The organism is Microcoleus sp. S36b_A4, from assembly GCF_036700645.1.
Classification (GTDB): Bacteria; Cyanobacteriota; Cyanobacteriia; order Cyanobacteriales; family Microcoleaceae; genus Microcoleus.
Genome location: NZ_JAUBPI010000003.1, coordinates 14,396 through 40,776 on the forward strand (window position 1 = coordinate 14,396; position 26,381 = coordinate 40,776).

Below are 26,381 nucleotides of genomic sequence, written 5' to 3' on the forward strand. Positions count from 1 at the left end.
GTGGCAGTAAAAGTCGAAGAATTACTTACAGCAGACATTAATCAGCCTGCTCGTTATCTGGGAAATGAATTGGGGGCTACGCACAAGCCTTGGGACGGGGCGTTGGTGCGCTGGGTTCTCACTTACCCAGAAGTTTATGAAGTTGGTGCTTCCAATCTGGGGCACATCATCCTTTACAACATTTTGAACGCAGGGCCGAGACAGTTGTGCGATCGAGCTTATTTGCCCGCACCAGATTTGGCAGCAAAACTGCGATCGACCAAAACTCCGCTGTTTGCCGTAGAATCGAGGCGATCTCTCACAGAATTTGATATTCTGGGCTTCAGCCTCAGCTACGAACTCGGAGCCACAAACATTCTGGAAATGCTCGATTTAGCCGGCATTCCCCTAACTTGGCAAGAAAGAGCAACAAATCCCCAAAACGGTCAAATACCGCTGATTTTTGCTGGCGGGCAAACGGCAACTTCCAACCCAGAACCCTACGCAGACTTTTTTGACTTCATCGCTTTGGGTGATGGAGAAGAGTTGCTGCCAGAAATTGGCTTGATTTTGGCAGAAGGCAAAACAAATAATTTGAGCCGAGAAGCATTGCTGCTGGATTTAGCGCAAATTCCAGGCGTCTACGTCCCGCAATTCTACGATATGGCGGCCGACGGTTCTGTTCATCCCAACCGCCCGCAAGTTCCAGAACGAATTCTGCGCCGCGTGGCAACTCCCATACCAGCTTATTCGATCGGCCTGGTTCCCTACGTCCAGACAGTACACGACAGATTGACAGTAGAAATCCGCCGGGGATGCACCCGCGGCTGTCGCTTCTGTCAGCCGGGAATGCTGACTCGCCCCGCGCGCGATGTCGAACCGCAGCAAGTCGTAGAGGCGATCGAACAGGGGATGCAAGCCACCGGGCACAGCGAGTTTTCCCTGCTTTCCCTGAGTTGTTCCGATTATCTGGCACTCCCAGCAGTTGGGATGGAAATCAAAAATCGCCTGAAAGATAAAAATATTTCTCTGTCTCTACCCAGCCAGCGGGTTGACAGATTTGACGATAATATTGCCGACATTCTCGGCGGTACGCGACAAGGCGGTTTGACTTTTGCCCCAGAAGCTGGTAGTCAGCGAATGCGCGACATCGTTAACAAAGGTTTGACCAACGAAGAATTGCTTCGGGGTGTCAAAACTGCGGTCGATCGCGGCTGGGATAAAATCAAGCTGTATTTTATGATCGGTTTGCCCGGAGAAACAGATTTTGATGTTCTCGGCATCGCCGAAACCGTCCGCTGGCTGCACAGGGAATGCAGGATCGATGGCAGGCGAGGACTCACTTTTAACTTGACAATTTCTAATTTTACGCCTAAGCCTCACACTCCTTTTCAGTGGCACTCGGTTTCTACTGCTGAGTTTTCCCGCAAGCAAAAACTCCTGAAGGAAGAGTTTCGGGGAATGCGGGGCGTCAAGGTGAATTACACTGATGTGCGGATTTCGGCAATGGAGGATTTTGTCGGACGGGGCGATCGACGTTTGGCTGCTGTAGTCCGCCGCGCTTGGGAACTTGGCGCGGGTATGGATGCGTGGTGGGAAAGCTTGGATAAGGCATATAAAGCTTGGACTCAGGCGATCGATGAGTCGGGCCTTACCTGGAAATACCGCCAAGTCGAAAGCGGCGAGTGGAATCTTTTTGAGAAGGAAGAGGAGAAGGAAGAAGGAAGTTCGGCAACGGATTCTGTAACGGATGTAACGGATGTAACGGATGTAACGGATGTCAGTTCGATGTCCGTCGGAAGAAGGAAGAAGGAAGAAGGAAGAGAAATCAAGGAAGATTTTCCCAATTCTTCGGATCTCCCCCTCTCCCCCTCTCCCACTCTCCCCCTCTCCCCTTCCCCCTCTCTCCCCCTCTCTCTCGATCAGGCCCTGCCTTGGGATCATTTAGATACGGGAATCGACAAAAACTGGCTGAAAATTGACTTGCAAAAGGCTTTAGAAGCAGCGACGGTTCCCGACTGTTCCTTTGAAGGGTGTTCGCGCTGCGGGGTGTGTGGCACCGATTTCGGACACAATGTGGTTGTGGATGCCCTGCCCATTCCTGAGTTTGCTGGGGAGTTTGTCCCGAATACCGAGCGGAAACAGCGTGTGCGGGTTTGGTTCGGGAAGGTGGGCGATATGGCTTTGGTTGGTCATTTGGATTTGATCCGATTGTTCGATCGAGTAGTCCGCAGAGCCGATTTGCCCATTTCTTTTACGGGCGGGTTTCACCCGAACCCTCGGATTTCTCTGGCAAATGCTCTGCCTCTGGGTGTTACCAGCACTGGGGAAATTGCCGACTTTGAGCTCACTGAGTCGATCGATATTGAGAGTTTTCGGGAAAAGTTGGCCGCTAAGCTGCCGGCAAATATTCCGATTTACAAGGTTGAGTCGATCGATCTTAAGGCTCCTTCTGCTAACCAGTTGTTAGAAGCAGCGGAGTACGTGATTACTGTGGCTGTAGGGGGTTCGTTGACAGAAAATGGCGAATTAGACCATGAAAATTCTGCTCCTGTCTCCGTGGCTCCTGATGCCAATTGGGAAGCTTGGGTTAAGACGATCGCCGAAACCGAGGCTTTTTGGCGGGTGCATACTACTAAGTCGGGAAAGACGAAGGATGTCAATTTGCGCGATCGGCTCCACAAACTAGAACTTGTAGAGCAGAAACCAGACAGCACCTCTGCTAAGAGTGCTACATCCGAAGGTAGAGCCGTCTTGCGCTTTACCGGCAGTTGTCGCAGCGATGGCAACTTGCTAAAGCCAGAACATATTGTGTTCATGCTCGAACAAGTCAGCCAGCAGGAAATTCAGCTTCTACAGGTTCAGCGTAGTCAGCTAATCCTGGGTTATGGTTAAGATAGGGAAGCCGTGGTGGAATATTTCACCTTTGGCTCTCGATCGGGATGTGTCGTTTCACGCTATAATCGCTTGTTATGGAAGCCGCGGCGGCTCGAGCGCTTTAGTCGCTCGCCGCCCTCGTCAACCAGCAACGCGGGCTGGGTGCAAATTGCTTCTGTTCAAGACTTCAAGCCTTTTTGTTGTACATTCACGGGCTAAATCTAGCGCCAAACCCGCAGGAGCGGCGTCTGAACCAAATTTAGCGATTAATTTCGATCGATCGACTGGTTGTCGGTGGTCGGCTTATTCAAAAATCTCACGGTTCAAACCGCAGAACGGGTATTCAACAATAGATGTTTTTGGCGGGTCAAAAAACGGAGATAAGCCCCCGACTTAAGTCGTGGAGAACCAAAAATTTTAGATTTTAGATTAAAGTTCCAGCTCCCAGATTCATCTTTGGAGTAAATCTAAAATCTAAAACCTAAAATCTAAAATCGACTGACCCGTCAAAAAACGGAGATAAGCCCCCGACTTAAGTCGTGAAGAACCAAAAATTTTAGATTTTATACTTTAGTTCAATCTCCCAGATTCATCTGTGGAGTAAATCTAAAACCTAAAATCTAAAATTTAAAATCTAAAATCGACTGACCCGTCAAAAAACAGAAATAAGCCCCCGACTTAATTCGTGGAAAACCAAAATTTTAGATTTTAGACTAAATTTCAATCTCCTAGATTCATCTGTGGAGTAAATCTAAAATCTAAAATTTAAAATCTAAAATCGACTGACGAGGTTTTAGGGTTCGCAGGGGCAGAGGTTGCAGTCGAATGCCAAGCTGGTGTGTGTTGAGTGCGATCGCACAAGAATTCAACAAAAGTGTAGGCGCTTTCACTCCTACCTACTTTCCCTCAAAACCAGCCCTCAACCACCACGCAAGCGGAGTTATCAGTTCGTAGTGTTAAGTTGTGTGTTAAGAAATTGGTACGGTGTCAATGAATTTATTCGCGCTCGTTCAAAGGAAGAGTTGTAAGTGTTGAATTTTGAGTATTGATTTCGCAATTGTCAACTCAAATCTCAATATTGCTAACTCGATAAAAGCCTCCTTATTTCTATCTCTCAGATTTATCTGCTGAGCATAACTCATAACTCTGTACGGGCGGGTTTAACTACTTTATCTGTAACAGTTGACAGTTAACAGTTAACAGTTAACTGTCACAGATAACTTTCCTTCCACCCTGCACCAACTCACAGCTAATAACTCTTCAAGCTACTACTAATTACAGTCTAAGTCAGAGGCACTATGAGTGCGTAAGTGTCTCTAACTTGCTGCCAGTTTTTTGAGGAAATTGAATGACAAAGCAGATAGTTATAGCAGAGCAGCATCGCATTGCTGCCGTCTTTTCAGAAGATCAAATCCAAGAACTTGTGGTAGCCACAGGCAGCCACCAAGTCAGTGACATTTACTTGGGAATTGTTGAAAATGTACTCCCTGGGATAGATGCGGCCTTCGTTAATATTGGCGACCCAGAACGTAACGGGTTTATGCACGTCACAGACCTCGGCCCGCTGCGCCTTAAACGCTCGGCAGGAGCAATTACAGAACTCCTGACCCCCCAGCAGAAAGTGGTGGTACAGGTAATGAAAGAACCGACGGGCAGCAAAGGCCCCCGGCTGACAGGCAACATTACCCTGCCGGGCCGCTATTTGGTACTGATGCCCTACGGCAGGGGAGTCAATCTCTCGCGGCGGATCAAGTCGGAAGCCGAACGCAACCGCCTCAGAGCCCTGGCTATTTTGGTGAAACCGGCCGGGATGGGGCTGCTGGTACGCACTGAGGCTGAAGGGATGACTGAAGAAGCCATCATGGAAGATTTGGAAGTCCTCCAAAAACAATGGGAAGCCGTTCAACTCGAAGGCGGTACTTCGCGAGCGCCGGCACTGCTCAACCGGGATGACGATTTTATCCAGCGGGTGCTGCGAGATATGTTCAGCGGTGACGTGAATCGGATTGTGGTGGACTCGCAAAATGGAATTAAGCGGGTGAAGCAGCAGTTGATGAGCTGGAACGGTGGTAAACTTCCTGCGGGAGTTTTGATCGACCACCACCGAGAGCGCGCCTCGATTTTAGAATTTTTCCGGGTTAATGCTGCGATTCGAGAAGCCCTCAGACCAAGGGTTGATTTGCCTTCGGGTGGTTATGTGATTATTGAGCCGACTGAGGCGCTGACGGTGATTGATGTCAACTCTGGCTCGTTTACTCGATCGGCGACGGCTCGGGAAACGGTACTCTGGACAAATTGCGAAGCAGCCACGGAAATTGCTAGACAACTGCGGTTACGCAATATTGCCGGGGTGATTATTGTTGACTTTATTGACATGGAATCCCGCCGCGATCAGTTGCAGGTGCTGGAACATTTCAATAAAGCTCTCAAAGCTGACAAAGCTCGACCGCAAATCGCTCAACTGTCGGAATTGGGACTGGTAGAACTGACTCGCAAGCGCCAAGGTCAAAATATTTACGAGTTGTTCGGCCACAGTTGCCCTACTTGCAGCGGGTTGGGTCATCTGGTGCACTTGCCTGGGGAAGAAGACTTCGCCGCAGCGGTGCGGGAATCGGGCGATCGTACTGTTGCTACATCGAACCGCGTTTTGTTGAATTTGCCAGAAGGATTGGAACGTCGCAGCTTGACGCCTGTGGCGGCTGCAACTCCTGCCCCGGTGCGGGAAGAACGCCCCCCCGAACCTGCTAGGGCTGCTTGGGAACCTCAAAGCGAAAGTTTGGATTTTGAGACCGGCAGCAACGCATCGCCTTTGGACTTGCTCAACCATCCCAGCTATCAGGATTTGGGGAACGGAACTAGACGCCGCCGCCGCCGCCGGATTGGCGAAGAGCCTTTTGCTCTCCCGGCGGAGGAGGAACCGGTACGTAGCAAGTTGCGGCTGCCGAATACTTCGAGCGCGCCCGTCGCGGATACGCGCTCTGAGTATCTGGCCCCCCCCGGCATCCGGGCCGCTTCGGAGGGCTTCGGGCTGGTGAATATGGCGACTGTTGGCAGGCGCGAGGATTTCGATCGCGTGCGGCCGGCTAAGTCTGAGTTGATGAAGCCGATGGTTGAGCCTCCAGAGGTGATTTCGGTGGAAATGACGGCGGAGGAGCAGGATGTTTATGCTCTGATGGGGGTTTCTCCTTTGGTGCTTACTGATCGCAGCGTGAAAAATCCTAAGAATGCGATCGTTTCGGTGACTCTCCCCGGAGCGGCGCCGAACAAGCCGCCTTTCGAGCAGCTCGAATTTGAATTTGAACCGACGGCGCCTGCACAGAATGCACAGGAACGGGATTATTATCCAGAAAGGTCGGTAGTTGAGCCTGTTTTTTCTGAGGATGATGAGGCCCAACTTTACGGCGAGAGTTCGATCGACGAAACTGATGATTTTGATCGGATTGAGGAACCCAGCGATGTGATGGGCGAATCCTATGAGCCGATCGAATCCTATGAACCGATCGAATCCTATGAACCGATCGAATCCTATGAACCGATCGAATCCTATGAACCGATCGAATCTAATGAGCCGATCGAATCTAATGAGCTGATCGAATCTAATGAGCCGATCGAACCCAGCCAACCCAGCGAACCCAGCGAACCCGAGGAGCCTGCTATCAACCGCCGCCGCCGCCGCCGCTCGTCAGCCGTTGTGGATGAGTGATATGAAGTCAGAGGGAAGAAGGAAGGAGTCAGAGGGAAGAGGGAAGAAGGAAGAAGTAGAAATTTTTACTCTCTTCCCATCTTTCCATCTTCCCCTTTCCCCCTCTCCCTCGAACGCTCTGGTAATTGCGGGTGTGGATGAAGTCGGACGAGGAGCTTTGTTCGGGCCGGTGGTGGCTGCTGCCTGCATTTTGCCCGACGAAGTTCTCGATGAATTAGCAAGTTGCGGGGTGCGAGATAGCAAGCAGTTGAGTGCCGCAGCCCGGAGTCGGTTAGCTGTGAAGATCCGGGCTGTGGCGGTTGACTGTCAAATTGGTGCGGCTTCGGTGCGGGAGATCGATCGCCTCAATATTTTGCAGGCTTCTTTGTTGGCGATGAAGCGGGCGATTTTGAAGTTGAAGGTAACGCCGGATTTGTGTTTGGTTGATGGGAATCAAAGGATTCCCAATTTGGCGATCGAGCAAGAGACGATGATCAAGGGTGATGCGCGATCGATTCAGATTGCTGCTGCTAGTATTGTGGCGAAAGTTTGGCGCGATGAATTAATAGTACGTTTGGCTGTTAAGTATCCTGAATATGACTTGACAAATAACAAGGGATACGGTACTGCTAAACATAAATTGGCTTTGGAACGCTGCGGTGTATCTGTCTTTCACCGACAATCTTTTAGTCCTTGTCAAAAATAGTTAGTTGTATGGAATAATACAACTCCGGTTAAACTTCATCTTGCACCATTCTCAAGAACAGACAATATGCCTGTTTCACAAAAATTTAATTTTATTTATTGTGGGATGTAGGGGTTGGGCATCTTGCCCGCCCCTAAAAGGCTTATTGAGAAGGGTGCAAGATATCATTTATAACCAATTTTGGGTGTATGGCCCAGAGTATCCAAATTGACTCCGCACTGCCTGCCAGTTAGCCATAAGTTTAGCATTACCTTTGACAACATCAGGAGCATCTATCCCGACAATATAAACTTCGATAGGCTCGTAACCAGGTTGTTGATACATATTCCACAAATCGGAATTATCAAACATATCGCCTGATGCCGGAACATAGCAAATCGAGTCTGGTCCCATAATATATGGTTCGCCTTGAGTATTCAGACTAGCAAAGATGTTTTCATTTTGGTTATATATCCACAAGTCTGTTCCCGATTGATCCGCTGCGCTAACCACAATTTGACCAATATCCGTCCCTCCTTCTGCTTCAACCATTTGCGTAATATATCCGTGAAAAATCGGCTTTGCCTTTCTCGGTTGGGCAGCACCTTCATTCAGATATTCAACGATACTATACGCACGTTCTTTACCCTCAGTAGACTTGTAAATAGAGCCAATTCTTAAAGCATCAATTAGGGTGCCAGAAACAGGCGGGTTGTCATTCAAAGTTTGACCGTTCATTGCATAGATCGCGAGGCCAGCAATTCCGCCAAACGGTTCAGTCATAACTAAACCAATAATTGCTTGCTCTAAACTATTTTCATCTGGAACATTAACTTGCCCTGTATTAAATTTACTGTCGGGAGGAGCTTCGCTAGCTACATAGTTAGGAAACAGCGGAATTGAGCCAGCGAAAGTTGTTAGCGGTAGGGTGGGGATAGAACGACCCGCACCGTCGGCATTAATAATCGGAATTTGTAATTGAGCTGCTACAGTTAGAGGAGAAGCAGCATTAATTGCCCCGATTTCTATAGGCAGGACAAAATTAAAGCGATCGAAATTCTCATAACCACGGTAGAAAGATTTTCCTGTACGCTGGCACCATTGTTGTAAAGCTAGAAAAGCATTTGTGGGGGCATGAGGATTGGCTGTTTTGAATAACGCATCGGGCGAACCCATGTTTGCAGACACGGCAATCCATTGATCGCCTGGAATCTCTTTTACCTCTAATACTTCAACAACGGTGTCATCTAGAACGCCATCATCAATGATTTTGTTAGAGACAAGATAAGAGCCTCCGCCCCCAGAAGCCAAGACACAGGCTCCAATATTTACTAGCTTCATCCCATTCTTATCGAGTCGAACAGACATCAGCACCCTCCAAACGGGATAAAAAATATACTCGCCAGCTAATTTTTGACTATACGATAATATATAAAAAAGTACAACTAGGCGGGAAAGACAGATGACTGATGCCCCGATCGCCCTTCCAGGTTATCAAATCGCCCAGCAAATCTACGCTGGCTCTCGAACCTCAGTATATCGAGGTCTGCAAGAATCCGATGGCACACCCGTTGTCCTCAAAATTCTTAACAGCGAATGCCCCACCGTCTCCGAATTGGTTCAGTTTCGACATCAGTATAATATAGTTCAAAATCTTGATCTCCCAGGAATTGTCAAACCCTACAAATTAGAAACATACCGCAATCGATTTGTCCTGGTAATGGAAGATTTCGGTGGCGTTTCCCTGAGAACATATTCTGAAACCAACAAGACACTAGCTGGCAAGGAAGCCCAAAGTACATTTCTTAACATCGGCGAGTTTCTCAAAATCGCGATCGAAATTGTCAACATATTACACGAACTGCATTCACGCCAGATTATTCATAAAGATATTAAGCCAGAAAATATTCTAATCAACCCGGTTTCTAAACAGATAAAAATTATTGACTTCAGTATTTCTTCCCTGTTAGTCAGAGAGAACCAAGAAATTCAAAACCTCAATATTTTAGAAGGCACTTTAGCCTACATCTCTCCCGAGCAAACCGGACGAATGAATCGGGGAATTGACTACCGCACCGACTTTTATTCTTTGGGAGTAACTTTATACGAGTTGCTCACGGGACAATTGCCATTTCCAAGTAGCGATCCGATGGAATTAATTCACGGCCACATTGCGAGGAAGCCCAAGCCTCCGATAGAACTCGCTCCGACCCTCCCGAAGATGTTAAGTGATATCGCCATCAAGCTGATGGCAAAAAATGCCGAAGACCGCTATCAGACAGTTTTCGGCATCAAACACGACTTGGAAAAGTGTTTAGAAGAATATTCAGCTAATGGCACTATTGCGCCCTTTGAATTAGCAGCAAGAGATATTTCAAATCGCTTCATTATTCCAGAAAAACTCTACGGCAGAGAAACAGAAGTAGCCACTTTGCTAGCAGCATTCGATCGAGCAAGTCAAGGTAACAGCGAAATGATGTTAGTAGCTGGTTTTTCTGGGATTGGCAAAACAGTTGTAATTAATGAAATTCACAAGCCGATCGTCCGCCAGCGCGGCTACTTCATCAAAGGAAAATTCGACCAATTCAAGCGTGACATTCCCTTCTGGGCTTGGGTGCAAGCTTTCCAAAATTTAATGCGACAAGTGCTGACAGAAAGTGTTGCAGAAATAAAAAAATGGCGCACCACAATCTTAGAAGCTTTAGGCGAAAATGGACAAGTAATTATTGATGTAATTCCAGAATTAGAACTCTTGATTGGCAAGCAATCACCAGTTCCAGACTTAGAAGGAAGTGGCGCGCAAAATAGATTCAATCGGGTATTTGAAAAGTTTATTCGAGTGTTCGCAACCGTCGAACATCCCTTGGTAATTTTCCTAGATGACTTGCAGTGGGCGGATTTGGCTTCTATAAAATTAATGCAATTGATCTTAGGCAATAGGGAGACTCGCTATTTATTGCTGCTGGGTGCATATCGGGATAATGAAGTTTTTCCCGCACATCCGCTGATGCTGACTTTAGAGGAGATTCGGAAGGCCGAAGCAACAGTCAATCAAATCACACTCTCTCCTCTCGATCAATCTAACTTAAACAAACTGATTGCCGATACATTAAGTTGCCCGTCAGAAAGAGCACTCCCTTTAACAGAAATAATATTTCATAAAACTAAAGGCAACCCATTTTTTAGCAATCAATTTCTTAAATCCCTACAGGAAGATAGATTAATCACATTTGATTTAGAAAGCAGTTATTGGCAGTGCGAGATTGCTAAACTCCGAGAAATTTCTGTCAGCGATGATGTTATCGAGTTTATGGCATCCCAGTTGCAAAAACTTCCAGTAAATACTCAAAATGTATTGCAATTAGCTGCTTGTATCGGCAACGAATTTGATTTAAAAACACTGGCAATTGTCAATGAAAAATCCCATGCCCAAACAGCTACTGACTTGTGGAAGTCGTTACAAGACGGGCTAATTATGCCGATCGGCGAAGTTTACAAATTTTTTCAGGAATCTGAAACGCTGGAAGTGGAAAACTCTCAGGAGTTATTAGTTGCTTACAGGTTTTTACACGATCGCGTACAACAAGCAGCGTATTTTCTAATTCCAGAAAACCAGAAACAGTCAACCCACCTGAAGATCGGCAGATTGCTGCTGCACAAGGGCGGGCAGGGAGGCACCGCCCCTACGGCTGCGGAAAGGGAAGAGAATATTTTTGATATTGTCAATCAATTGAATATGGGGGCTGAGTTAATTCAGAGTCAAACAGAACGGGATGAACTTGCTGAGTTAAATCTAATTGCTGGAGGTAAAGCTAAAACTTCCACAGCTTATGCTGCTGCGGTCAAATATTTAAGTGCAGGGAGGAGACTTCTAGCAACAAATAGCTGGCAGCAGCAGTACGCTTTAAGCTTAGCATTGTACTCAAAAGCCGCAGAAGCAGCACATCTCAAAGGGGATGTTGAGGAGATGGAATATGCGATAGAGGTTGTATTGAAACAGGCTAAAACACTGCTAGATAAAGTGAAAGTCTATCTGGTAAAAATTCAAAACAACATCGCTCAAAATAAACTATTAGAAGCAATAAATATTGGTTTGGAACTGTTGCAGCAATTAGGAATTACTTTTCCAGAGTCTCCTTGCCATTCGGATATCCAGCTTGCTCTGGAAACCTTGCGATCGCAGTTGGCACAAAGAGCGATCGAAGATTTAATCGATCTGCCAGAAATGACTGATTTAAATAAGTTAGCAGCTATGCAAATTGCCAACAGCATTTTTTCTGCTGCTTACAATACTGTTCCCATACTGTTACCGCTGATTGTATTTAAACAAGTTGATTTATCGCTTGAATATGGGAATACTGCTTTGTCTGCGTTTGCCTATGCTAACTGTGGTTTACTGCTGTGTGTTATTGGAGAAGATATCGACACTGGCTATCGATTTGGACAACTAGCTTTAAGTCTATTAGAACGTGTTAATGCCAAAAAATTAAAAGCCAAGATTTATACGATTGTTTATTTTCATATTGCGTACTGGAATCAACACGCCAAAGAAACTTTAAAACCTTTGCTAGAAGCTTACTCTAGCGGACTAGAAACGGGAGATTTAGAATATGCTGCTTTATCTTTGATGGATTACAGCTTGTATTCATTTTTAATGGGGAGAGAATTGAGCGAGCTGATACGAGAAATTAACTCTTATAATGAAGCACTGGTTCATATTAATCAAGAAAAATTCCTTCCCATAAATCAATTGCTCCATCAGGTTGTAATAAATTTGAGTGGTGCTGCCGAAAATCCCTATCGTTTAATTGGCGAAAACTATAATGAAGAAGAAACACTAATACTGTATCAAGAACAGGGAAATAAAACTTTTCTGTTTGTATTGTATTTTCATAAACTCGTTCTCTGTTACTTGTTTGAAGAATTCGATCGCGCTGTTGAATGCACGGCCAACTCAGAAAAAAATCTAGACGGAGTAACCGGAACGCTATTTTTCCCCCTGCAAAATTTCTATGGTTCTTTAACTCTGCTTTCCAAATATCCCGACGCTACAAAATCGGACCAAGAACAAATTCTTAAAAAAGTAGCTGCAAATCAAATAAAGCTAAAGCAATGGGCGCATCATGCACCCATGAATTTTATGCACAAATTCTATTTAGTCGAGGCTGAGCGACATCGGATTGCGGGCGAACATATTGAAGCAATAGGAATGTACGATCGCGCGATTGTCCTGACCCAAGAAAACGAATATCTAAACGAAGAAGCACTAGCCCACGAACTCGCAGCTAAGTTTTATCTTGAATGGGGTAAAGAAAAAATTGCCACAGTCTATTTAACAGATGCCTACTACGCTTACGCTCGTTGGGGAGCATTAGCCAAAGTTGCGGATTTAGAAAAACGCTACCCTCAATTGCTCACCCCAATTCTCAACCAGAAAAATACCATTACTACAAGCCAGACAATTGCTCGCATCACCGCTGCTACCATCACTTCCACCAGTTCTAGTATTTCAGAATCACTCGACTTTGGAACAGTAATGAAAGCATCTCAAGCACTTTCAGGAGAAATTCAGCTTGATAAATTGCTCTCAACATTAATGCAAGTAGTGATGGAAAATCTCGGAGCAGAAAAATGCGCTCTGATTTTGAAAAAAGCAGGCAGTTTAATAATTGAAGCCACTGCAATTAGTGGTATCTCAGAAACAATTGTGCTGCAATCAATTTCTCTGGAAACCAGCAATGACTTACCTCACAGCATCATTAACTATGTTGCCAGAACTCAAGAGTATGTCATTTTTAACGACTTGCATAATGAAATCAAAAACCCGAAATCTCCCATCCAAAATCTCAACGATCCCTACATCATTCACCATCAACCCAAATCAGTATTGTGTCTCCCTATCCAACATCAAGGAAAAGCGATCGGCATCTTCTACCTAGAAAATAACCTAGCGACAGGTGCATTTACTCCCGACAGATTGGCAGTATTAAAACTTTTATCCTCGCAAGCCGCCATCTCCATAGAAAATGCCCAACTGTATGCCAGCTTAGAAGCAAAAGTAGAAGAACGCACTCAAGAATTATCACAAGCTTTAAGCAATCTCGAAGCCACCCAAGAAGGATTGATTCAATCAGAAAAAATGGCAGCTTTAGGACAACTTGTGGCCGGAGTTGCCCACGAAGTTAACACTCCCCTGGGTGCAATTCGCTCGTCGGCAGGAAATGTTTCTAAGTTCTTAAATCAAACTTTAGAACAGTTGCCCGCACTTTTTCAATCTCTATCCCCAGAAGAAGCACAGAATTTCTTGAGTTTACTTCAGCGTTCCCTCCAACAAGAAGCAAGCTTATCAACCAAAGAAGAACGCAAATTGAAGAGAGCTTTGAGAAGCCAACTCGAAGAATTAGAGATTTATAGTGCTGATACCGTAGCCGATCGCCTAGTGATCATGGGGGTTTATAATGAAATTGATACCTTTGTCCCTTTGTTCCAAAGATCGGATAGTTTACATCTCCTAGAAATCGCCTACAAAATTTCTGAATTAAAAAGAGGTATTGCTACTATCAGTACAGCTACAGATAGAGCATCAAAAGTAGTTTTTGCATTAAAAACTTATGCCCGCTACGAACAGTCGGGCGAAAAAATAGTAGCAAGTATTATAGAAGGTATTGAAACAATCTTAACCTTGTATCAAAATCTACTAAAACAGGGAGTTGAGGTCATCAAAAACTATGCCGACATCCCGCCGATACTGTGCTATCCCGACGAGCTAAATCAAGTTTGGACGAATTTAATTCACAATGCTTTGCAAGCCATGGATTATCGAGGCACGTTAACAATTGAGTTAACGGCTCAAGATGACCAGGCTAAGATTACCATTAGTGACAGCGGCAAAGGGATACCAGAAGAGATAAAAGGGAAAATATTTGACCCGTTTTTTACTACTAAGCCCGCAGGAGAAGGCAGCGGATTAGGACTAGATATTGTCAAGAAGATTGTTGACAAACATCAGGGAAAAATTGAAGTGGAATCAATTCCGGGCAAAACTACATTTAATGTTTTCCTGCCAATGAGCAGTGTATAAGCAGGTGAAGGATCTCGCCAACGATGTAAAGCAGTAAGTAGGTCGGGTTTTACTTGGTTACACCTCACATCTTGCACCATTGTCAATAAACCTTTTATGAACAGGCTTTCCGACCTGTTCCACACAAAAATTTATCTCTTGTGGAACAGCCCGGAAAGCCTGTTCTTGAGAATGGTGCAATATCTCAGTTACACCCAACCTGCAATCTACCCAACTGGGAGGATTTTAAGAGTTAAAGTGTTTTGAGTCCCCTAACTCCGATTCAACAGGAAACAGATGTAAAACAGCAGTACGATGCGTTATGCTCAGCTAAGCTGCTACGCAGATAATTTTCTTGGTTGCGGCTACTGGGGAGAGCAAGAGGATTTGGCGAGCCGTTGACTTGTGACATCTTAAGATAAGATGGGGTCTACTAATACAGTTTCCTACTTTTGCTACTTTTGCTACTAATAACAATTTAAAAGGGAAAAAATAGATGTCTAAACCAGTTATTTTGTGCGTTGACGATGAGAGAATGGTATTAGACAGTCTCAGGACGCAGCTAGCAGCAGAATTTGGCAATGCCTACACTTACGAAGGAGCAGAAGATGCTGAGGAGGCTTTAGATGTAATTAGCGAATTTTCTGACGAACAAACCCACGTTATTCTGATTATTTCGGACTGGTTAATGCCCGGTATTAAGGGAGATGAGCTACTAATTCGCATCCACAAGGAATACCCGCATGTTATTAAGATTCTGCTGACTGGTCAAGCGGATGAAGTAGCAATAGAAAGAGCAAAAAAAATGGCTAACCTTCATTGTTGCTTATCTAAACCTTGGTTGGAATCCGATTTGCTAGAAACTATTAAATCTGGTTTATCTAAACTATGAGCCAACAGGTAATTATCTGTGTTGATGATGAGAAAACTGTACTCAGGAGCCTCAAAGCAGAACTGCAAGAGGCTGTTGGCAATGATTATATAATCGAAATTGCTGAAGGTGGGCAAGAGGCATTAGAGTTAATTGAAGAATTGCTAGAGGATGGGGATGAAATTCCTTTAATTATTTCCGACCACATTATGCCTGATATGAAGGGAGATGAGCTGTTGAAACAGGCTCATATAATTTCGCCTAAAACTATAAAAATTATGCTGACAGGACAAGCAGATATTGGGGCGATCGCCAATGCTATCAACTCTGCAAACTTATATCGTTATATTACCAAACCTTGGCAAGCTGAAGACTTGAAATTGACCATTAGAGAAGCGCTAAATAGTTATATTCAAGATAAACAACTGGCACAACAAAATGCCCAACTCCAGCAAATAAATCAGGAGTTTGCCGAGTTAAACAGCCAGCAAACCGTACTCATTGCTAAACTACACGACAACGAAAATCGGTTGACACAGTTTTTGGAAGCAATGCCGATTGGTGTGGGTGTCTTGGATGCGGACGGCCAACCTTACTACATCAATCGGAAAGCAAAAGAGATATTTGGTAAAGGAGTTGTGCCGGATACCAGTTCCAAGCAATTGTCAGAGGTTTATCAACTCTATCAAGCAGGTACAAATCAAAAATATCCTACGGAGAATTTGCCCATCGTGCGCGCGTTGAAGGGGGAAAGTGCTACGGCTGACGATGCAGAAGTTCATCAAGACGCCAAGATTATTCCCTTAGAGATATTCGCTACTCCCATCTACGATCAACAAGGAAATATTGTTTATGCTATCAACACTCTTCAAGATATTACGGAACGTAAAGAAGCTGAGGCAGAACGCAAAAAGTTTATTGAGGATCTCTTTGAAGTCAATTGCCATTTGGAAATTTCACTGGAGGCAGAATTAGAAATTGCGGAGGCGACAAGTCGCTTTGTACCCAATGAGTTTTTAGCTTTTTTGGGATGTGATAGTATTGTTGATATTAAATTGGGAGAAGCGGTGGAGTTGGAAATGTCAGTTTTGTTTTCTGACATCCGCGATTTCACTACTCTCTCGGAAAAGATGACACCGGAAGAGAATTTCAAATTTATCAATTCTTATCTGAGTCGAATGGAACCGCTGATTGTGGAAAATCAGGGGTTTATTGATAAGTATATTGGTGATGCAATTATGGCGTTGTTTAGCGAGGGGGCGGATGATGCTTTGAAAGCGGGAATTGCAATGCTGCATACTCTTGCTGAATACAATCGAGATCGCGCTTCTCTGGGTTATGTGCCAGTTGAGATTGGGGTGGGAATTAATACTGGTTCTTTGATTCTGGGTATAGTGGGGGGCAAAAGCCGGATGGACGGTACTGTGATTAGCGATGCGGTTAATTTGGCTTCTCGGATTGAAAGTTTGACGAAGAATTACGGGGTGTCGCTGTTAATTACTCAGCAGACTTTCGATCGCTTGACAAATCCTGCTGATTATGCAATTCGGGTAATTGATAAGGTTCAGGTTAAGGGTAAGTCTGAATGGGTGACTGTTTATGAAGTTTTTGATGCGGATTGGCAGGAAGTTAAAGCGGGGAAGTTAGCGACTCTGCAACTATTTACTGAGGCTTTGTCTTTGTACAATATGAAGAATTTTAGGGAAGCTGCGGGACTTTTTGCGAATTGTTTGGGTCAAAATCCGGGGGATAAGGTGGCTCGAATTTATTGGGAAAGGTGTCAGTAGTTAGTTGGCAGTTGGTAGTTGTTAGTTGGCAGTTGGCACTTGTCAGTTGTCAGTTGTCAGTTGTTAGTCATTAGTCATTAGTTATTAGTCATTGGTTAGGGATCGAGCGTCATCAGTCAACAGTCATCAGTCAACAGCCAACAGTCACAAATAAACAACAACCAATGACTAATGACTGCTGACTAAGGTTGTTCGATCGGCAATTCTATGATAAACTCGGCTCCGTGGCCGAGCGCAGACATGCAGCTCAGTTTGCCACCGTGTTCTTGGACCACTTTGTAGGAAATTGACAAGCCCAAACCGGTGCCTTTGTCGGCGGGTTTTGTGGTAAAAAAAGCCTCGAATAACTGCTGGGAAACTTCTTCTGGCATACCGGGGCCGTTGTCAGAAATCCTAATTACAGCATGGGAGTTTTGGACTTCTGTCCTAATTTTAATTTTGCTGCGGTTAGCTTTGACTTCGGCAACTGAACGCCCTTCGTTGTATTCCTCGATCGCGTCGATCGCATTTCCGATCAAATTCATAAATACCTGATTGATTTTCCCAGCATAACACTCAACCAAAGGCAAATTTCCATAGTCCTTAATTACCGCAATTTCGGGATAGTTACCTCTGGCTTTCAGGCGACTTTGCAGAATCAGCAACGTTCCTTCAATCCCTTCGTGCAGGTTAACTTTGCTCATTTGAGAATCGTCTTTGCGAGAGAAATTTCTGAGAGATCGCACGATTTCCCGAATGCGATCGGCCCCAACCTGCATCGAAGACATCGCTTTCGGCAAATCTTCTAGCAGAAACTCTAATTCGATATCCTTAATTTTATTTTGAATTGCTGCCGGCGGCTGCGGGCATTGCTGCTGGTACATATCGAGCAAATTCAGCAAATCTTCCGTGTAGTGGCCGACGTGAACGAGATTGCCGCAAACGCTGCTAACAGGATTGTTAATTTCGTGAGCAACACCGGCTACCATTTGACCGAGAGTAGACATTTTCTCAGTGTGAATCAATTGAGCTTGAGTTTGCTGCAATTCGTGCAAAGTATTTTCGAGTTGAAGTTTTTGTTGGGTCAACTCTGTTTGCGATCGCCGCAAAGCTTCTTCACTGCGTTTCTGCTCGGAAATGTCAGTAATTAACCCTTCCAAAGCTATCAATTCTCCCGAGTCGGAAAAAACTCCCAAACCTTGCTCCCAAACCCATTTTAATTCGCCATTTTTAGCAGTAATTCGGTAATTTAGCTGATAGGGTCGATTTTCTTGCAAAGCAACTTGCACAGCATTCCACAAATTCTCGCGATCGTCCGGGTGAGTCAATTCCGATATAGAAACTTCCCGAGTGCCGATAAATTCTTCAGGAGAATAGCCGGCTAACTGATAGCAACCTTCGCTGACAAACTCCATACTGCGATCGGCATCGTTGCGAAAACGGTAGGCCATTCCCGGCAGATTGCTCATCAGCGTCGCCAAGGCCCGCTGGCTTTCCCGTAGGGCTTCTTCGGCGTGTTTGCGATCGGTAATATCCGTCATCACCGCCAGCATACAGAGTTCGCCGTCCAAATTAATCAACTCTGCTGACAGCAAACATACCACCACCGATCCCGACTTCATCTGAAACTCGCATTCCTGATTGCGAACAACACCTTGTTCGTGCAAACTTCGCCTAAAATTAAGTCTGTCTTCAGGCCTTACCCAAATATTTAACCCCGGTACTGTATTCCAGGTCGTTTCTTCTAAATCGTAACCAGTCATCGACAAGAAACTATCATTAACTTCAATAAAACGACCCTCAGCAAAAGTAGTAATAATCATCGGATCAGGACTCGATCGAAAAGCCTTAGAAAACTTTTCTTCCGATAAACTCAACTTTTTAATAGCCTCTTCCAACTGACTTGTCCGCTCTTTAACCCGGCATTCCAATACCTCATTAGCCTGCTTCAATGCCTCCTCAGCCTGCACCCGATAAGTGATATCGCGCACCACGCCTTGCAGCCCAATTTTGCCGCCGATATCCATAGAAGTTAGCAGCACTTCCGCCGGAAACTCAGAACCATCCAAACGACGGTGCCGCCAGTCAAAACGGCAATTTCCCGATCGCAGAGCCGTATTAATTCGCTCTTGAGAAAGATTCCTAGAATCTTGTCCATCCGGTTGCAACGGCGGGCTGAACTCCGAAGGATGCTTGCCGCAAAACTCCGACTCAGTGCTGCATCCAAATAAGTTTAAAGTAGCCGGATTGCAATCCAAAAAACCCTCTTCATCTAGCAGCATTACCGCATCAGTCGTCGATTCGTACAAAGTGCGAAACTTTTTTTCCGACGCCTGCAAAGAAGCAATCAACTGCATCTTTTCCTCAGCCGCCCGCTTTTGCTCAGTAATATCCTGCATTACTTGAGAAAAGCCCTGCAACTTTCCCCTTTCATCGCGCAAAGGAGTAACAATAATATTCGCCCAAAATCGCGATCCGTCTTTGCGAAGCCGCCAGCCTTCATTTTCGTATCGACCTTCTGCCACCGCCAGGATTAATTTTTCTTTGTGCTTGCCGATTTCAAGATCTTCTTTAGTGAAAAAACACTCCGAATTATTGCCGGCTATTTCATGAGATCTGTATCCCAAAATGCGTTCTGCACCAGAATTCCAGCTAGCTACATACCCATCAGGATCTAACATGAATATAGCGTAATCCTTAACGCCTTCAATTATTAAGCGCAGGCGTTCTTCGCTTTCTCGAAGTGCAGATTCTGCTTGCTTTCGCTGGGTAATATCTTCTACAAAACCTTCGTAATAGAGCAATTTTCCTGCTTCATCGCAGACAGCGCGCGCATTCTCAGCGATCCAAATTATTGTTCCGTCCCGCCGATAAATCTGCGACTCAAAATCCGATACGATGCCCTGTTCTTGCAAAGCAGAAACAAACTGATCGCGCCGATCGGGATTGACGTAAAGCTGATCGCTGATATCCGTCAGACAGCCCATTAATTCTTCGGCGGAATTATATCCGTAGATGCGAGCCAAAGCTGGGTTAGCGCTGATGTAGCGACCGGATTGGGTTGTTTGAAAAATACCCGACACAGCATTTTCAAACATACTATAATATTTTGCTTCCATTTGGTGCAGTGCCTCCGCGACATTCAGGCATTCTATCGTTTTATTTCCTAATTTTTGATTTCCCACTTGTGAATACCCTGCTCTTGTGTGTGAGTTGAATATTTTTGGTCTACCGCCTGTTAAATTTGAGCCGTTATTTAGGCTGAAAGATGGTGTATCGCAGCCGGAGACGAGTGTGTTTATTCATCTGTCCTACTGGACTGTTAGTTATTAGTGATAGTTGCGGAAAGTTTAGCTAATCCCGTATTTATTTGATGCTTGACTGGCTGTCACGATCGCATTGGCACATCGATCGGCTTGCGGTGCAGGTGTTCGAGCAAAACCCGCTCCTTGAAATCTCCCTGAATATATTAGCAGTTGAATACCCTGAAATAAGTTAGTAGCAAGGATGTTCTTACAATAAAAGGCAGCGACTTCTACAACCGCAAGATCCTATTTTTAGGATTTGGGTGAGAGTACGACGATCGACTCTTACCCAATACCACAAACCCGCCTGCAAGAGCTAAACGCTCGCTGTCCTTGCTGTCAATCGATTTGAGATTTGAGATTTGAGATTAAAGAATTGACTCCACAGATGAATCTTGGGCTCCCTAATGTCTAAAATTTTTTGGTCTCCACAACTCCTGTCGGAAACTTTTATCGGTCTTTGGCTGCTCTGAGTTAGTGTTAAGTATTATTGCTGATAGATAATACAGCAGACTGCTAGCAGTTGTACGATTTGGGGTTTCTATGTAAAGTTGGCACAACAATAGGGTAATTGTTGTATCAAAAAATTCATATTCTGCTACTGCGGGCGGAAAAATTCTGTAGCGGTGCTGGCATTTGAGCAAAAATCGGGGCCCGATCGCGCAAAATGTGGTCGGCAAGTCTGGTAAAATCCCGATCGATTCTCGGTTTGGCCACAAAGCTCGATCAAGCTAAATTTGACTAGAAACTAATAAATGACAGATTCTCCTCTACTAGCAACGCCAGAGTTATCCCCTGCTTCAACCCAGACGCCGGATTCTCCTGTCTGGCCAGCCCTCCTGCAGCAACTATTAGACAGACAATCTCTCTCACGCGCCCAAGCAGCCGACTTGATGCAGGGATGGCTAGCCGAAGCTATTCCCCCCGTCATCTCAGGAGCAATTTTAGCGGCCATCCAAGCCAAAGGCATCTCTGCTCAAGAATTGGTAGGAATGGCTCAAGTATTGCATTCTCAGTCGCTTGCAGGCGAGTCGGAGAGCGTTTTCAATCCCAAATCCTCAATCTCCAATCTCAAATTAATTGATACTTGTGGCACAGGCGGCGACGGCGCTTCCACGTTTAACATTTCCACTGCTGTAGCTTTTGTGGCCGCCGCCGGCAAAGTTCGAGTCGCCAAACACGGAAATCGCTCCGCATCGAGTAAAGTGGGTTCTGCGGACGTGTTGGAAGCACTGGGAGTCCACCTCAACGCCGATCCCGCGAAAGTAAGATCTGCGGTAGACTCCGTGGGCATCACCTTTTTATTTGCGCCTGGGTGGCATCCCGCACTTAAGGCTGTAGCGTCGCTCCGGCGCACTTTGAAGGTGCGGACTATTTTTAACCTTTTAGGGCCCCTTGTCAATCCTATGCGCCCTACAGGGCAGGTAATCGGGGTGTTTGATCCTAGTCTGGTATCAACTATTGCCCAAGCTTTGGGCGAGTTGGGGACTGAGTTAGCTGTAGTCGTTCACGGCAGAGAAAAATTGGACGAGGCGGGTTTGGGTGATGTGACTGATTTGGCGGTTTTGTCTGATGGCAAAGTCGAACTCACTACTTTAGACCCTGAAAAGGTAGGATTGACACCAAGTGCGATCGGCTCGTTAAAAGGCGGAAATGTTGAGGAAAACGCCGAGATTTTGCGGAACATTTTGCAAGGCAAAGGTACGCCCGCACAAATGGATGTTGTAGCTTTGAATGCCTCTTTGGCTTTTCAGGTGGGAGGTGCAATTCCTATGGGTTCTCACGCCGCAGGAGTTTCTCTGGCTAAGGACATTTTATTGAGCGGTGAATCTTGGTTGAAGTTGCAGCAGTTGATTGAGTTTTTGAAATGAAGTCAGTTGTCAGTTGGTAGTTGGCAGTTGACAGTTGACAGTTGACCGTTTTCATATCACATCCTGGTTTGCCATCCCCATTCTGATTCTGCGGTTGAAACCGCTACTAAACAAATAAAGTCCGCCTTCGCGGACTAAGAAATAAACGGGATATTTAACGCGGATTTGGTATTAATTGTTATTTGTAGCAACTAACAACTAACGACTAACTTCTTTTTAAGAGCGCGATCGAAATTCAATGACATCTTGCTTAATAGTCACATCTTTATTACCAAAAAAGTCGTGACCCAACAGTCCGATCTCTAGGGATGGCGAGACTGCGACAACTACATTGTTAACGGCCAGACCACCTGCTTCCATAGAAGTCAGGCGACCGAGGGGAAAAGTAGCCACTCCGTTGGGAGTTTGTGCTTGCACTGTTCCCTGGAGAACCACACCCAAGGCTTTAGCCATTGCTGGTGTAATTACTGTGCCACTAGCTCCAGAATCTACCATCATCTCGAACTTTTGTTTGCCGTTAAACGTGACTTCTATGACGGGGATATTAGCCTCTCGGCGTTTGATTTTTGCCTGAAACACTCCCGACTTTGCGGCCGCCGAAGTAGCGGGATTCAATGCTTCGGGAAGAAAACCACAGACTGATTGGCTGAGGTTGACGGTTCGACCTGATGAGCTCCGCATGAAGCATCCCTCACTTTCTTGAGCCACTGCTCGCGAGGAGTTGGCAACATTCCCTACTAAAATTGAACTGCTCAGGGAAATAACTGTTGTTACAACCAGTAACGGTTTGCACTGTTTTTGAGAGTTCAGTAGATGCTTGTATAAGTTTGAGAGTAAAGGCAAGGGAGATTTACTAGCCATAGTTTCGTTAAACGCTGTAGCTCGATCGTAACAGCGACAACTGCCTTTTGGTATAGATATAGAATTTTCGCCCGCATCCTAAGCTGCTGGCAGATCAATTGCTGACCGGGAGGGAGATGGAGAGACTAGGAGATGCGGAGGGTGGGGATTGGGAGAATTTGCACTTGCTGCTGCTTTTTGATTACCTGTTGCTTCTGCCTCGGGCCTAAGTGCCTTGCTTTTCCGAACCCTTGCACAAATTAAAATAATATCTGTATATTGCCGACTAGCATCAAATCCCTGGCAGTGGTAAGAATGAAACCAAACGAAAGTAATTAAGGATGCCATGTCACTTTCAACTGCAAAACCCGCTCTCCTAGTCCTGGCTGACGGTACTGCTTACCGCGGCTGGTCGTTTGGCGCTGACGCCACCGTCGTTGGCGAGGTAGTATTTAATACGGGAATGACGGGCTACCAAGAAGTATTGACCGATCCCAGCTATTGCGGTCAAATTGTAACTTTTACTTATCCAGAATTGGGCAATACCGGGGTAAATCTCGAAGACGAAGAATCCTCGCGCCCGCAAATTCGGGGTGCGATCGCCCGGAACGTATGCAGCCGCCCCAGCAACTGGCGCTGTTCGCAATCTCTGCAAGACTACCTGAAACAGTACGATATCCCCGGAATTTACGGGATCGACACCCGCGCCCTGACTCGCAAAATTCGCACGGTGGGAGCGATCAACGGTGGCATTTCGACCACGATTCTCGACCAGGCAGAGCTTTTGGAGCTAGTGCAAGACGCCCCCAGCATGGACGGGCTGAATCTAGTCCAGGAAGTCACCACTCGCGAGGTCTACGAGTGGTCTGAAGCCACGGACTCGGTTTGGGAGTTCAGTCCTACAGTCAAACCTGCTAACGGCACAATGTGGACTGTGGTAGCGCTAGACTTTGGGATCAAGCGCAACATCCTGCGGCGTCTGGCGAGTTACGGGTGTCGGGTCATCGTTGTCCCCGCTGACACGTCGCCGGAGGAAATTCTCAAATACAACCCGGACGGCATTTTTCTGTCCAACGGCCCTGGAGATCCGGCGGCGGTAACAGAAGGGATAGCGACTGCGAAAGCTTTATTAAAGTCGGACAAACCCGTATTCGGCATCTGCATGGGACACCAAATTTTGGGACTTTCCTTGGGTGCAGAAACTTTTAAACTTAAGTTCGGCCATCGGGGATTGAATCATCCAGCGGGTTTAACTGAGCAAATAGAAATTACTAGCCAAAATCATGGTTTTGCGATCGACCCCGATTCCCTAGCCCCCGAAGTAGAGATTACTCATCTCAATTTGAACGATCGCACCGTAGCCGGATTGAAGCATAAAACTCTGCCACTGTTCTCAGTGCAGTACCACCCAGAAGCCAGTCCGGGCCCGCACGACGCCGACTATTTATTCGATCGATTCGTGCAGTCAATGCGAGACAATCAGAAAGTAGCCAGCAGTAAGTAGTCAGTTGGCTGTTGACCGTGAGAGGTCAACAGCCAACAGTCAACAGTCAACAGTCAACTAAAAAATTGTAGACAAAAAACAAAAAAACTCCTATAATGAAGCCTCGACTTTAAGCCATATCTAGCTAGGAGGGTGTCATTTCTGAGTCATTGACCCTGACCGTTAGCCTCAGAGGCACTCGCGAAGTCAGGAATAACTGTCAGTTATTTCGCCTGACGGGCCTGCTGGACGCTTTTTCTGAGGCCACTTTTCGGAAGGTAATAAGCAAATGTATTGACGACGGCCCAAAACACGTAATTTTGGACTTGTCTCAGATAGACTTTGTGGATAGTTCAGGCTTGGGCGCACTTGTGCAACTTGTCAAAAAAGCCCAAACCTTGGAAGGGACATTGCAAATTGTCTCAAATCCCCGCGTAACTCAGACTGTTAAACTGGTTCGCTTAGAGAAATTTTTGTCTTTGCAGCCTTCGGTTGATGAGGCGGTAAAAAACGTCAAGGATGCTTGACGCCAAAGTGGATTAAATTAGCTATCCGGTTCTCAACGCTGGATAGCAAATTTTTATTTTTTTGCGGTTAAAATAATACCGATTTTCCCAGAAGCTGCGACACGCGCCAGCCGCTATTTCCCCGATGCTTAGAGTTTCGGTGGATGGGCAGTAAAATATGTGTGGCAAACACGCGAAAAAATGGTATAAAAATTAGAGCATCCCGATCTGGTAAAAAGCCTTTTTTAGGAGTGCGATCGTCACGCCAACCTTTGCCTATATATCTCGCTTCGCGATCGGACAGCGAACACTCCTGTGAAAGCTATAATTGCTGAAGTAACGAAAGACGAAATAAGTAAGTGACTAGAAAAACCAAGCTGTGCGGAAGTTTTATTTAAAAAAGTATGTCGCCGATCGCAGATGACGGACTCAAACTGAGTCTGAGGGATATCAGTTTAAATCGAGTGCATCCTGCGAGGGCTACACCAGCAGAAATAGAAAGAATTTCGCCCGCAGCCTGGGCATATTTGGGAGATGCAGTGTACGAACTCTACGTTCGGAGTTCGTACTTAGTGCCACCCAGAAGATTGCAAGCTTATCACGAATTAGTGGTGGGGCAAGTACGAGCCGAAACTCAAGCGCGTCATTTGCGATCTATCTCTCCTTACTTGAACAGTACAGAATTAGCAATTGTCAAGCGCGGCCGCAATGCTGCAGCGGGCCGTTCTAAGCGAGCAGATCCAGAGATATACCAACAAGCCAGCAGCTTAGAAACTTTGATCGGATATTTGTATCTCACCGATCCCGAAAGATTGACCGAACTTCTGGCACTTTTAGATCTTGAGACTTAAAGGATGATTTAGCAGTTAAGAGTTGGGAATGGGGAGGGATGAGTTAACCATCCTGGCCCGGCTAACATAAAACCGCAAAAATCTTGATCGACAAAACAGGATTGATCAGTTATTAACTAGCAATTTGAACACAGCAAAATCCTTGCTCCCTCGCTAGACTATCTCAAATCTCAAAGCCCAAAGATTTCTCCCTCAATCAAGAATCTCACATCTACAATCGACTAGCCTTCAGCCCAAACATTTTGACCACAAGAAACCAATGAGAAAATTTACCAAACCAAACTTTTCGCGATCCAATTCCGACAGCAAGCCATTCAAAAGCGAAGGCCGCCGTCAGGACTCACAACCATCCTCTCCCCGCTTTGAACGCAAGCCCCGTCCCGATACTCGCGGAGTAGACGCGCCTCAAAAGCGATCGACCTTCGCCCCGCAATCACGAGAAATGCCCGTGAGAGCAATTTTCAAACGGAGATCCGATGCCGACGGCCAACCGGAAATTCGCAGAAATAATCATTTCAAAGACAGAGACAGCAGCCCGCAATCCAGGGGCAATTATTACCAAGACAGAGATAGCAGCAGCCCGCAGCCGACCCGCAACAATTTCC

Annotated in this window: 14 protein-coding genes and 1 pseudogene; 12 read left to right on the plus strand and 3 right to left on the minus strand. The window is 45.8% G+C overall.

Annotated elements, in window-relative coordinates; genetic code table 11:
* From QUA03_RS01780 to QUA03_RS01795, 4 genes are all read left to right on the plus strand, one after another.
* Positions 1–2,874, plus strand: a complete 2,874-nt coding sequence (locus tag QUA03_RS01780; RefSeq protein WP_333209174.1) for a TIGR03960 family B12-binding radical SAM protein — start codon at positions 1–3, stop codon at positions 2,872–2,874.
* A gap of 807 nt (positions 2,875–3,681) precedes the next feature.
* Positions 3,682–3,810, plus strand: coding sequence for a hypothetical protein (locus QUA03_RS01785; protein WP_333209176.1), 129 nt, complete (start codon positions 3,682–3,684; stop codon positions 3,808–3,810).
* 394 nt (positions 3,811–4,204) lie between these two features.
* The gene (locus QUA03_RS01790) at positions 4,205–6,559 is read left to right on the plus strand and encodes an Rne/Rng family ribonuclease (protein ID WP_333209178.1); all 2,355 of its coding nucleotides are present in this window, start codon (positions 4,205–4,207) and stop codon (positions 6,557–6,559) included.
* A gap of 1 nt (position 6,560) precedes the next feature.
* Positions 6,561–7,244 carry a ribonuclease HII gene (locus QUA03_RS01795; RefSeq protein ID WP_333209180.1) on the plus strand — a complete coding sequence of 228 codons (684 nt, stop codon included), beginning with the start codon at positions 6,561–6,563 and terminating at the stop codon, positions 7,242–7,244.
* Between the two features lie 168 nt (positions 7,245–7,412).
* On the opposite strand, the gene QUA03_RS01800 is transcribed toward QUA03_RS01795, so the two are convergent.
* Positions 7,413–8,591 (minus strand): S-methyl thiohydantoin desulfurase domain-containing protein, encoded by a 1,179-nt coding sequence (locus tag QUA03_RS01800; protein ID WP_333209182.1) that lies wholly within the window; start codon positions 8,589–8,591, stop codon positions 7,413–7,415.
* A gap of 94 nt (positions 8,592–8,685) precedes the next feature.
* Here QUA03_RS01800 and QUA03_RS01805 point away from each other — a divergent pair, with 94 nt between their 5' ends.
* From QUA03_RS01805 to QUA03_RS01815, 3 genes are all read left to right on the plus strand, one after another.
* Positions 8,686–14,304 carry an AAA family ATPase gene (locus QUA03_RS01805; RefSeq protein ID WP_333209184.1) on the plus strand — a complete coding sequence of 1,873 codons (5,619 nt, stop codon included), beginning with the start codon at positions 8,686–8,688 and terminating at the stop codon, positions 14,302–14,304.
* A 475-nt stretch (positions 14,305–14,779) separates the two neighbouring features.
* Positions 14,780–15,175, plus strand: a complete 396-nt coding sequence (locus tag QUA03_RS01810; protein WP_333209186.1) for a response regulator — start codon at positions 14,780–14,782, stop codon at positions 15,173–15,175.
* A complete protein-coding gene (locus QUA03_RS01815) occupies positions 15,172–16,941 on the plus strand; it encodes an adenylate/guanylate cyclase domain-containing protein (protein ID WP_333209187.1) in 1,770 nt (589 codons plus the stop codon). Before QUA03_RS01810 ends, QUA03_RS01815 begins: the two co-directional genes overlap by 4 nt.
* Before the next feature lie 182 nt (positions 16,942–17,123).
* On the opposite strand, the gene QUA03_RS01820 is transcribed toward QUA03_RS01815, so the two are convergent.
* Positions 17,124–20,105, minus strand: coding sequence for a PAS domain S-box protein (locus tag QUA03_RS01820; RefSeq protein ID WP_333209188.1), 2,982 nt, complete (start codon positions 20,103–20,105; stop codon positions 17,124–17,126).
* An 875-nt stretch (positions 20,106–20,980) separates the two neighbouring features.
* Between QUA03_RS01820 and trpD the strand changes: the two genes are divergently transcribed.
* Entirely contained in the window at positions 20,981–22,096 is a 1,116-nt protein-coding gene (gene trpD / locus QUA03_RS01825; RefSeq protein WP_333209189.1) for an anthranilate phosphoribosyltransferase, read from the plus strand.
* A 216-nt stretch (positions 22,097–22,312) separates the two neighbouring features.
* Here trpD and QUA03_RS01830 read toward each other — a convergent pair whose 3' ends face one another.
* On the minus strand, positions 22,313–22,957 hold the full coding sequence (locus QUA03_RS01830; protein WP_333209191.1) for a retropepsin-like aspartic protease: 645 nt from the start codon (positions 22,955–22,957) through the stop codon (positions 22,313–22,315).
* Positions 22,958–23,282: 325 nt separating this feature from the next.
* Here QUA03_RS01830 and carA point away from each other — a divergent pair, with 325 nt between their 5' ends.
* From carA to QUA03_RS01850, 4 genes and pseudogenes are all read left to right on the plus strand, one after another.
* Complete coding sequence (carA, locus tag QUA03_RS01835) at positions 23,283–24,440, plus strand: glutamine-hydrolyzing carbamoyl-phosphate synthase small subunit (protein ID WP_333209193.1); 1,158 nt, start codon at positions 23,283–23,285, stop codon at positions 24,438–24,440.
* A 149-nt stretch (positions 24,441–24,589) separates the two neighbouring features.
* Positions 24,590–24,946: an STAS domain-containing protein gene (locus QUA03_RS01840; protein WP_333082737.1), complete on the plus strand. Its 357-nt coding sequence runs from the start codon at positions 24,590–24,592 to the stop codon at positions 24,944–24,946.
* Positions 24,947–25,329: 383 nt separating this feature from the next.
* Positions 25,330–25,776, plus strand: coding sequence for a ribonuclease III domain-containing protein (locus tag QUA03_RS01845; RefSeq protein WP_333209195.1), 447 nt, complete (start codon positions 25,330–25,332; stop codon positions 25,774–25,776).
* Positions 25,777–26,035: 259 nt separating this feature from the next.
* Positions 26,036–26,381: pseudogene (locus QUA03_RS01850) on the plus strand (23S rRNA (guanosine(2251)-2'-O)-methyltransferase RlmB); the annotation flags it as partial.